This window comes from Rhizobium sp. SEMIA 4085 (genome assembly GCF_013004495.1).
Classification (GTDB): Bacteria; Pseudomonadota; Alphaproteobacteria; order Rhizobiales; family Rhizobiaceae; genus Rhizobium; species Rhizobium gallicum.
The window spans coordinates 1-8831 of the sequence record NZ_JABEPH010000256.1; the positions used below are offsets into that span (position 1 = coordinate 1).

Genomic DNA, 8831 nt, shown 5'->3' on the forward strand with positions numbered 1-8831 from the left:
AAGGCACAGAGGCGGCTGGGCCTCGGGGTCCTGCAAGCCCTCCTGCGTCAGAGTTGTGTTGCCGGTGAGCCCCGTGCGGATATGGTCGGCAAGCCGGTCGGCGACGCTGACACGGACAGCCGGGCATCCGCACGCTGCAGCGATTTGGCTGTTATCGACATCGACAAAATGGCAGGCGCTGGTGAAGCGTCCGAATTTTACGGTCTCTGCGTCGCGCTGAAACCCGAGGATACCGTTGTTGAGAACGATGATCAGCACGGGGATGTTGCTTCGGACCATTGTCTCGAGCTCCGCCCAGCTGTGGGCAAAACCGCCGTCGCCGACGAGGACGACAACGGGCTTGTCCGGATCGGCAAGTTTTGCGCCCAGCGCAAGCGGCAACCCCCAACCGAGACCCGCAAGACCGCGCGGCGTCAAAAACCGCATCCCGGCTGAAAGCGATCGGAGCTGTCCTGCAACCCACATTGAGGAGTAGCTCGCGTCTGCGACGACCGTCGTATCTGCTGTCAATTGCGATTGCAGCTCGCGCATGATCCGTTCCGGCCGGATCGGAGTTGCACCTGAATGACTGACGCCTTGCCGTTCGGCGTCAAACATGGCCCAGCAGCTGGCGATGCGTTCAACCAGGTCCGCACGCGCGGCGTGACGTTTCGACAGATCGCGCGTCGCAAGGGCTGCCCGTAACGCGTCAATGGTCTCGGCCGCATCACCTGCCAGCCTGACGGCTTCATAGGTGCGTCCGATTTCCGAAGGGTCGACGTCGATATGGATGACGGCCGAGGCTGGGTTAATCTGACGCCAACTGTCGGTGCCGTTCTGATTGGTTCTCGTCCCGATGAGGAGAACAATATCCGCCTCCTGGACAAGGGCAAGCGTATGGCGGCCGAGCGATTTCGGACCGACCAACGCGCCCAGGACACCAGCCGATAGTGGATGATGTTCGTCCACGGCACCCTTGCCCATATTAGTCGTCAGAACGGGAAGGCATGCTTCCTCCTGGAGCTTTGCAAGAGACTGAGCGGCGCAGCTTGCATGCACGCCGCCGCCGGCGATGACAACGGGCGCCCGTGCCGCGGCGATTAATGCCGCAGCCCGCGCGATATCTGCGTCTGCCGGACGGTTGCGGTCAAGCGGCCATCGTCCCAAGCTCACCGACCGGCACAGCACCGGCGCCTCGATCTCGGCGCGCAGGAGGTCGGCGGGAAGCAGCAGGGCGACAGGTCCCGGCCGTCCCGATACCGCGGCGGTGAACGCGGCGTCGACATAGTCGTCGATGCGTTCGGGAACGGTCACCTTTCTCACCCATTTTGTGCAGGACTGGAAGAGCGCCAGATGGTCGAGTTCCTGGAAGGCGTTTCGATCGGCCTGATCCCGTTCGACGTCCTGAACGAGGGCGACGATCGGCACGGAGGCCTTCAGGGCTTCGGCGAGCGGCGGAACGAGAAGTGTCGCCGCCGGACCGTTCTGGGCGGCGACGACCCCGACCTTTCCCGATCGCCGCGCATAGCCATCGGCCATCGTGCCGCCCATGTTTTCCTGCCGGTAGGCAACCTGCCGTATGCCGATCGCTTCGGCTGCGAGAATGACGGCGGATGGAAGGCTTTGCGCAAAGATCATTGAAACGTCGTGCCGCTTCAAGCTGAGCGCAATACGCTCTGCGACTGTCAACATGTCAGGGGAATGCGTCATCGGGAGGCCTCGAATTCTTGAGCGGCAGGGGTCGAGAGGAAGTCGGAGAAGGTCGTGACGACCGCATCGGCGTCGTAGGCCGTCATTGCGGTCGACAGGCAGGCGGCGGCGCCGTTCGGCAGCAGGATGCCGCGATGAAGGAAATAATCGGAAAGCGCGGTGTTGATGTCGTTTTCGGCCTGTGTCGGATAGCCGCTTCGATAGTCGCTGGGTGCCTGCTTCTTCGGATGGATGCGAAACAGCGAGGCGGCACCGCTGACGCTGAAGGGCGCGCCGGTGCGATCGATTGCGTTCTGCAATCCGGACCGGACGTTGTCCCCAAGGCGCTCCAGGCCATGGAAGGCCTCCTCGGTCATCGCCTCCATCGCGACACGGCCGGCCACCATCGACACGGGGTTTGCCGAAAATGTTCCGCCCTGCGGCAGGAGCGGCTTTCCCTTGTCGTTGGCGAAAACGCTCATGACGTTTGCCCGTCCACCGACAGCGCCTACTGGAAAGCCGCCGCCGATGATCTTGCCGCAGGCAATCAGATCCGGTTCGAGGCCATAGCGGGCCGAGGCGCCGCGATAGGATTGCCGCAGATTGAGCACTTCATCGGCGACGAGGAGAACGCCGTGCTTGTGCGCGGCAGCCTGCAACGCCTGCAGGAAATCCGCCTTCGGCTCGATCAGCCCCGCGCGGCTCGGCATCGGATCGATCAGGACGCAGGCCGTTCTGGCACCTACGTCCGCCATTCTGCGTTCGATGCCCTCGACATCATTGAAGCGAATGACGGCAACGTCGTCGGCGACCGACGGGGGCGTCCCGCGATAGGCGGGAATCGCATTGGGTCTCGACCCGTCCCCCCAACGTGTCGGTGAACTCGCCTGACCGGCCTCGGCCCAGTCATAGGCGCCATGATAGGCGCCCTCGACGCGGACGATGCCGGTCCGGCCCGTAAAGGCACGCGCCGCCTTGATCGCAAACATCACGGCTTCGGTCCCGCTGTTGACGAAGCGAACGTGTTCGATCGCCGGAATGCGCTCGGCGAGGAGTTCGGCAAGGTCGATTTCGTGTTCCGTCGGATTGGAAAAGCAGGTTCCGCGGTGAAGGAGGTCGGCAACGGCGTCGGCGACCGGCAGGAAACCGTGGCCGTGGATCAGCGTCGTGAAATTGTTGTTGAGATCCAGGAACCGGTTGCCGTCGACGTCGAGCACATAAGCCCCTTCGCCGCGGGCAATGTAGACCGGTACCGGTTGACGCTCGACGGTCACCCGCGTCACGCCCGAGGGAAAGATTTTCCGCCCTCTGTTGAAAAAATGATGGGACCGGGCGCGCGACAGCGGCCGGTCCCCGGAAATGTCACGTGTATGAAGCATCTTCTTCCTCCGGGACGCACCGTGCGTCCGAACATTGCAATTATGTTACAACAAAAATCACAATGGCGAAGAAGTTGCAACAAAAAAGATCAACCGAAGGGCGCTGCGCGATGACCAGTGCGCGACTGGGCCGCCTTCTTGAGGCGCCTGTAGCCGTCGCGAATGTCATTTTCCATCGCCGCTCGCACGAAAGACGCCTCACCCTCGGCCAGCGCCTCGATGGCGACCATGTGGTTGTGGACGCCGTAGCGCTGCTCGGCAAATTCCGGATAGAGGTCGTGGAAGGATGATCCGACACGCAGCCATAAAGCTTCGATCGTCGAAAGAAGATGCGGCATGCCACAAAGACGGTAGATGGTAAAATGAAACTCTTTATTGACGTGTAGCGCATCCCGGTATCGCTTCTCGTCGAGGGACAGACTGATTTTCTCCTGTAATTTCAAAAGAGTTTCGACGGTTTCGTCGGTTGCGTTGGCAGCACCTTTTTCGGCCGCAAGCCCTTCGAGGGCAAGCCGCATCTGCGTCACCTCATAAAGCCCCGCAAGATCGAGGTAGGGAACGATGACTGTCTTCGGACCCGACATCACCAAGGCGCCCTCGAAGACGAGTCGATTGATCGCCTCGCGCGCCGGAGTAGAACCGACGCCCAAGGTCTCGGCGACAGTGCGGATCGGCAGCTTCTTGCCGGGGCTGTAAGCGCCGCGGGTGAGCTGGTCCTTGAGTGATTCATAGACATAATCGCTAAGGCGCCCCTGGTGGCCTTCCGCACCAGACGCACCCGCAGTTGTACTGTCGTCCATATTTTCTCCCCCTGGCATTGACATGCCGCGTTTTTGTTGCAACAAAACACATGTAACAGGAATATTACGGTTTAATGTAACAGCATAACGAGATTGTGAATATTAGCAACGCTGGGCGGAGATTGCGGCGTGGGAACCCGCCGCCGGAGCGGCAAAGCTATGTCTTCAAACCGTAAGGACGGCTCAAATTCTGTAGGAGGGAGTAAACTTGATCGGTGCCCCCATATTCATCGACGGCGCATGCAAGCAGTATGGCGCCCATACCGCGGTCCGAAGCGTGACGCTTGAGGTCGAAGCTGGCGAATTCGTTTCGATCCTCGGGCCATCGGGCTCGGGAAAGACGACGCTTCTGACCATGATTGCCGGCTTTGAGACGCCAAGCGCCGGGCGCATCGTCATCGGCGGGCGGGACGTCACGCAGCTCCCGCCTAATCGGCGCGACATCGGCATGGTGTTCCAGCGCTATGCGCTGTTTCCGCACATGACGGTTGCCGAAAACATCGCCTTTCCCCTGAAGATGCGCCGCCTGCCGCGAAACGAACGGGAACGCAAGGTGGCCGAGACGCTCGAACTCGTGCAGCTCGATGACCTCGCTCGCCGCTATCCCCATCAACTGTCGGGCGGCCAGCAGCAGCGCGTCGCAGTTGCCCGTGCCATTGTCTTCGAGCCTCCGGTGCTCCTCATGGACGAGCCGCTCGGCGCGCTCGACAAGAAGCTGCGGGAGACCATGCAGTTGGAGATCAAGCAGCTTCAGCAACGCCTTGGTGCAACGGTGATCTATGTCACGCACGATCAGGAGGAAGCGCTCACCATGTCGGATCGGGTCGCCGTCATGGCGGCCGGCGAGATCGCCCAAGTGGGAAGCCCTGCATCGCTTTACCGGCAGCCGCAAACCGCATTCGTTGCCGATTTCATCGGGCGAATGAGCTTTGCCGAGGGAATCTATCTTGGCCTTCATGAGGGTTTTCATGCGGTGAGGCTTGGGGAGACCGTCGTGCTGCAGGCAAGCAGCGTCAACGGCACCATCCGTCCAGGCGCGCGGCTTAAACTTGCCATGCGCCCGGAAAAGCTATGCCTGACGGCACGCGGCAAGGGCGGAAGGAACGTCATTCCCGGAACGCTTGAAGCGAGTGTGTTCACCGGAGCCTGCGAGCTTCATCTGGTGCGCGCCGAAACCGATGGCCGTCCGCTTATCCAGATCCAGACATCCGTCGATACCAAACCGGCCGGTCTCGATGCCGGCGCGCGTGTCGACATCGTGGCACACGAAGACAGCCTGCATGTGTTCGAAAGGCAAGGGTCGTGAGTATGGACATGTCGGCCGCACCAACTCCTGGACGCCTCATCGGACCGGCGCTGCGCCTTGGAGCAGCGACACCGGCTGGGCGCTACGGAGCAACATTGACACTCGTTCTCCTGATGCCGTTGATCGTCCTGTTTTCGATCGGCTTCCTCTATCCGATTGCGCGACTCGTGATCATGAGCTTCGGCGACGCTGCAGCGGATCTCGAGCAATACCGGCGCATCTTTACGACATCGCTTTATCTCGGAGTCTTGTCGCGCACGATCTCGACTGCCGCCATCGTCACGCTGCTCAGCCTCATGTTCGGCTATCCAGTCGCTCTGGCGATGTCCAAAGCGCGGGGTCGCCTGGCGCTCGTCATTGCCGCGGCTGTTCTCGTTCCATTGTGGACCTCGGTGCTCGTGCGCTCATATGCCTGGATCGTGCTCTTGCAGCGCAGCGGCCTCGTCAACGCCTTTCTGGTCGAGAGCGGTTTCATCGCCGCGCCGCTGAAATTGCTTTATACCGACGGCGCGGTCATCCTGGCCATGACGCATGTGCTGATGCCGTTCATGATCCTGCCCATCGCCAATGCGTTGCGCTCGATCTCCCCTGACTATGCGCTCGCGGCCCGCAGCCTCGGCGCCGGTTCGCTTGCGACCTTCCTGCGCGTCGTCCTGCCGCTCTCGCTGCCGGGCGTCTTCGCCGGCTGCGTCATGTGTTTCATCCTGGCGATCGGCTTTTACATCACGCCAGCACTCGTCGGCGGACCGGAAGCCATGACGATGGCGACCCTTATCGCCCAGCAGACGATGGTCGTTCTCGACTGGCCGTTTGCAGCAGCTCTTTCGACCGTCCTGCTCCTGGTAACGCTGCTCGTCGTCCTCGCCTTCCGCCGCGCACTTTCGATCAGCAAAGGAATAAACAGTGTCGCCTGACCAACCCGTTGCAGCAAGAACCTTTAGCCATCCGCTCCGCACGACCATCGTTCGGCTCGCGGGCGGTGCCGGAATCGGCGTCGTGCTGTTCTTCCTGCTGATGCCCACGCTTCTCATCGTTCCAATGTCGCTCAACGCAACGGCCTATATCGAGTTGCCGCCCCGCGGGTTGACGCTGCGTTGGTACCTCGATTATCTGGCCGATCCGGACTGGCGGGCAGCAACCGTCTTCAGTCTGAAAATTGCGTTTTCGACCGCTGTCGCAGCGACTGCGACAGGCACGCTGGCGTCGCTTGCCATCGTGCGCGGGAGCCTGCCCGGCCGGAACGCTCTGAAGGCGCTGGCGATGGCTCCGATGATCGTTCCCCATGTCGTCTTCGGCGTCGCGCTTTATCTCGTCTTCTCGCCGATCGGGCTTACCGGCAACTTCACCGGCTTTCTCATTGCCCATTGCGTCCTGTCGATCCCCTATGTGGTGATTACCGTCAGCGCAGCACTCGAACGTTTCGATCCGGCTCTCGAGCGTGCAGCGCTCAGCTGCGGCGCTTCGCGAACACAGGCGTTTTTCAGCGTGGTCCTGCCGAACATCGCCCCTGCCGTGGCAGTGGCCGCCGTCTTTGCCTTCCTCGCCTCGTTCGATGAGGCCACGGTCGCCTTCTTCATCTCGGATACGGGAGGCAAGACGATCAGCCGGAAGATGTTCGAAGATATCGATTTCAACCTGACACCCGTCATTGCCGCGGTCTCGACCCTCATGGTCGCAATCTCGCTTTTGTTGATGGGCTCGGTCGAACTCCTGAAGGGCCGCCGGGAGGAATAGGCGGTCGAATTTTCATCACGCGAGGAAAGACATGAAGAGGTCAATGACATTTATCGCAGCCTGCACGACTGCCCTGCAGTTCGCAGTGGTTTCGCCGGCGGTTGCTGAGGAGCGCGTTGTCGTGGCAACGACGGGTGGCTCCTATGACGCTGCGTTGAGGAAGTTCTGGTTCGATCCATTCACCGCGAGCACCGGGATCAAAGTCGTTTCGGTGGCTGCTACCAATGCCGAGATGCGCGCCAAGGCAACGGCCATGGTCAAAACCGGCAATGTCACCTGGGATCTTTATCCCGATGGAGAAATCCAGGCGGATTCCGACAATCACAAGGCGACATCGGAAGACCTCGCCGTGTTCTGCGAGGCGTTCAAGGACCGGCCGGACCTCGTCGAGGACGCCTGCATCGGTGCCGGTGCCAGGCTGTTTTCGACGGCAACTCTGATGGCCTACAAATCGGACGCGTTCCCTGATGGAGCGCCGACGACATGGGCGGACATGTGGGACACGAAGCGCTTTCCGGGCGGGCGGGCTTTCCCGAATTTCGACGATCCCTGGCGGGTTATGGCGGCTGCCCTGCTTGCCGACGGCGTAGCGCGGGAGAGGCTCTTCCCGCTCGATATTGATCGGGCGCTCGCCAAGCTTGAAACCATTCGCGGCGATATCTCCGTCTGGTGGAAGACGGGCGACCAAAGTGTGCAGGGCTTCCGTAACGGCGACTACAGCATCGGCCAGATCTGGCTGACGCGAGCCAATGCGCTGAAGGTGGAGGGTCGCGCCATCGGCTGGTCCAATCAAGCGTCCTTCCTGGTCGGCGATCGTCTGACCGTTATCAAGGGAGCGCCGAATAAGGAAAATGCCCTGAAGCTGATCGCCTTCTGGCTAAATAGTCCGGACGCGCAGGCGCGCGTCTGCGAGGAGCTCCTATGCACGCCGCCAAGCAGCAAGGCGATCACGGCGATGTCGCCGGCGGCCCGTGCAGGGCTTCCAAGCGAGGAAGACATCCGGGATCATATCGTCGTCCCGGACGCCGCATGGATCAACACCAATTCCGCTTTGCTGCTGGAGCGCTGGAACGCCTGGATACGATGAAAGATGTGTCGGGTCGAAAGACCCGGCTCCTTCCCTACAGCTCCAGTGCCTTGTCAATTGCCACGGCAAGAGCCCTGATCTCGTCGACGGTATGATCGGCGGTCGGGCAGACGCGCAGGCCGGCCCGCCCCGAAGAAACGGTCGGAAAGAAGATGGCCGACACATAGCTGCCTGCGACCAGAACACGTCGTGCGGCGTTGATCGCTGCCAGTTCATCGCCAATGAAAACGGTACGGATCGGGAGTGTCGATCCGGATTGGGCGGTTGGCACCAGTTCGTCGAAGAGTGCGATGTTTGCCGCAAGCCTCTGCTGCCGTTGCCTGAGCTCATCCGTGCGATGGAGCCTCTGAGACGCCATGGCAGCTCCGATTGCGGCAACGTTGATCGAAGCGGAAAAGGCATGGGCGATGGCGAAGCGCCGAAAGACCTCCTCCTGGGGCGCCGTGCCGAGCATCAGGATGCCGCCAGAAGCACCGAAGCCCTTCCCGAGAGAGGCTGCAATGATTGTCCGCTCGCCAAGGCCACCTGGCATCTGCGAACGGGCAAAACCCGCGCCCTTCTCTCCGAAGATCGAAACGCCATGCGCGTCGTCGATATAAAGGAATAGTCAATAGCGCCGCTGGAGTTCCAGAAGCTCGGCGATAGGCGCATTGCCACCCATCGAATAGACGCCGTCGCAGATATAGGCGACGCATGGATGGGCCTCGCAGCTCTCTTCGAGCGCGGCAAGGTCGTTATGAGCGATCGTGCGGACGTCTGTCTCTTCGGCGACGACCGGTTTGTTAAAGGCGAGTGGTTCATGCGCCAGACGAACGAATATCATGACAGCCTTCACACCGCCCGTAAGCGCGCCGGAG

At 61.3% G+C, this 8831-nt stretch carries 7 protein-coding genes and 1 pseudogene; 4 read left to right on the top strand and 4 right to left on the bottom strand.

Going from position 1 to position 8831, the window contains the following annotated elements; translation table 11 throughout:
• The 3 genes from C9413_RS22250 to C9413_RS22260 all read right to left on the bottom strand — a co-directional run.
• Positions 1-1689 (bottom strand): acetolactate synthase catalytic subunit (locus tag C9413_RS22250; RefSeq protein ID WP_170250920.1); only part of this gene is annotated, 1689 nt, incomplete at its 3' end.
• Complete coding sequence (locus tag C9413_RS22255) at positions 1686-3047, bottom strand: aspartate aminotransferase family protein (protein WP_052451733.1); 1362 nt, start codon at positions 3045-3047, stop codon at positions 1686-1688. The genes C9413_RS22255 and C9413_RS22250, both read right to left, overlap by 4 nt.
• 89 nt (positions 3048-3136) lie before the next feature.
• A complete protein-coding gene (locus tag C9413_RS22260; protein ID WP_040114561.1) occupies positions 3137-3847 on the bottom strand; it encodes a GntR family transcriptional regulator in 711 nt (236 codons plus the stop codon).
• A 208-nt stretch (positions 3848-4055) separates the two neighbouring features.
• Here C9413_RS22260 and C9413_RS22265 point away from each other — a divergent pair, with 208 nt between their 5' ends.
• From C9413_RS22265 to C9413_RS22280, 4 genes are all read left to right on the top strand, one after another.
• Entirely contained in the window at positions 4056-5153 is a 1098-nt protein-coding gene (locus C9413_RS22265) for an ABC transporter ATP-binding protein (RefSeq protein WP_040114560.1), read from the top strand.
• The gene (locus C9413_RS22270) at positions 5150-6067 is read left to right on the top strand and encodes an ABC transporter permease (protein WP_223844112.1); all 918 of its coding nucleotides are present in this window, start codon (positions 5150-5152) and stop codon (positions 6065-6067) included. The genes C9413_RS22265 and C9413_RS22270 overlap by 4 nt, the downstream gene beginning before the upstream one ends.
• A 100-nt stretch (positions 6068-6167) precedes the next feature.
• Positions 6168-6887, top strand: a complete 720-nt coding sequence (locus C9413_RS22275) for an ABC transporter permease (protein ID WP_052451911.1) — start codon at positions 6168-6170, stop codon at positions 6885-6887.
• Positions 6888-6930: 43 nt separating this feature from the next.
• On the top strand, positions 6931-7974 hold the full coding sequence (locus C9413_RS22280; protein WP_223844111.1) for an extracellular solute-binding protein: 1044 nt from the start codon (positions 6931-6933) through the stop codon (positions 7972-7974).
• 34 nt (positions 7975-8008) lie between these two features.
• Here C9413_RS22280 and C9413_RS22285 read toward each other — a convergent pair.
• Positions 8009-8831, bottom strand: a pseudogene (locus tag C9413_RS22285) (aminotransferase class I/II-fold pyridoxal phosphate-dependent enzyme); the annotation flags it as partial.

Excerpts from the sequence above, each read along its gene's own strand:
- C9413_RS22275 (WP_052451911.1), top strand. The coding sequence starts at position 6,168 with ATGCCCACGCTTCTCATCGTTCCAATGTCGCTCAACGCAACGGCCTAT.
- C9413_RS22260 (WP_040114561.1), bottom strand. The coding sequence starts at position 3,847 with ATGGACGACAGTACAACTGCGGGTGCGTCTGGTGCGGAAGGCCACCAG.
- C9413_RS22255 (WP_052451733.1), bottom strand. The coding sequence starts at position 3,047 with ATGCTTCATACACGTGACATTTCCGGGGACCGGCCGCTGTCGCGCGCC.
- C9413_RS22280 (WP_223844111.1), top strand. The coding sequence starts at position 6,931 with ATGACATTTATCGCAGCCTGCACGACTGCCCTGCAGTTCGCAGTGGTT.